Origin of the sequence: Bathymodiolus azoricus thioautotrophic gill symbiont (assembly GCF_001298715.1) — a bacterium.
Classification (GTDB): domain Bacteria; phylum Pseudomonadota; class Gammaproteobacteria; order PS1; family Pseudothioglobaceae; genus Thiodubiliella.
Window position 1 is genome coordinate 1 of sequence record NZ_CDSC02000322.1, and the last position, 1143, is coordinate 1143.

General features: G+C 37.9%; 1 protein-coding gene and 1 pseudogene. Both read left to right on the top strand.

Annotated elements, in window-relative coordinates:
* A pseudogene (locus BAZSYMA_RS06200) lies at nucleotides 1-259 on the top strand (transposase); the annotation flags it as partial.
* A 249-nt stretch (nucleotides 260-508) separates the two neighbouring features.
* A complete protein-coding gene (locus BAZSYMA_RS06205) occupies nucleotides 509-997 on the top strand; it encodes a hypothetical protein (RefSeq protein ID WP_090716765.1) in 489 nt (162 codons plus the stop codon).
* The last annotated feature ends 146 nt before the right edge of the window (nucleotides 998-1143 follow it).

Consider the following 1143-nt stretch of genomic DNA (forward strand, 5'->3'; position numbering starts at 1 on the left):
GACTGTAACACTTACTTTGCCAAGCCGTATCATGGTTGGGAAAGGGGGCTTAAACGAGAATCACAATGGACTGTTAAGGCAATTCTTCCCTAAGCGAATGGCTTTGGATAATGTGAATGAGAAAGAAGCATTTAGGGCAACAGATTTAATGAATAATAGACCTAGAAAATGCTTGGGGTACAAGACCCCATTTGAGGTCTTTGCCAAGATGACTGGTAAGGACTATTTTTTAAATGGAAGTGTTGCACTTATGGGTTGAATTCGCCAATATTTAAAAAGTGTTCATGTTGAATTTACAGAAAAGAAATTACAGTACCTCTTTTTTTGTTTGTTTATAATTTTTTTAACGCTATAAGCCATATTGTAAAAGCATTTATGTATATTATTAAAAATTAATATTAGAATATAATTGACTTCTAATATAGTTACAGTATAATACTCACTTATCAGGAAAATCCTGAGACAAAACATACCAATAAAGGCGTGTTAATATTATATGAGAAATATTATGAAAAAAATTATTGCAATCGCTACTTTGGTAGCAGCTACATCGGCTTCAGCTGGTTTTTTTAATAACGGCAACAACGGTTATAATGGCAGCAACAACTGGGGTCCTTTCGACGGTGGTTCTAACTTTGGTCCTATGAACTCTGGTTCAAACTGGGGTCCTTTCAATGGTGGTAACAACTGGGGTCCGTTCAACGGCGGTTCTAACGCTGGTCCATTCAACGGTGGTTCAAACTGGGGTCCATTCAAGAACAACAACAACTGGTTAAACGATACAGACTTTGGTATGAACTTCAACACTAAGAACAAAACTGACAACGCTGTTTCAGGTTCTGCTGAAGGTAATGCTACTGGTAGAGCTGATGCAACCGCTAAAGGTCAAGCTGATGCATATGCTAAAGGTCAAGCTGATGCATTCGTTAAGGCGCAAGCAGATGCTTATGCTAAAGGTTACGCAGATGCAATTGCTAAGAGCCAAACTGCTAAGTAGTTAGCGCTTGTTAGCTGTGATTGAATCAGCCTAGCAATAAAAACCACCCTTCGGGGTGGTTTTTTATCGTTGGTAAAAAAAACTTACAGTTGAAGACCCCTGCATTAGAAAAATAATTAGTCAACCCTTAAAAACCACACAAAACA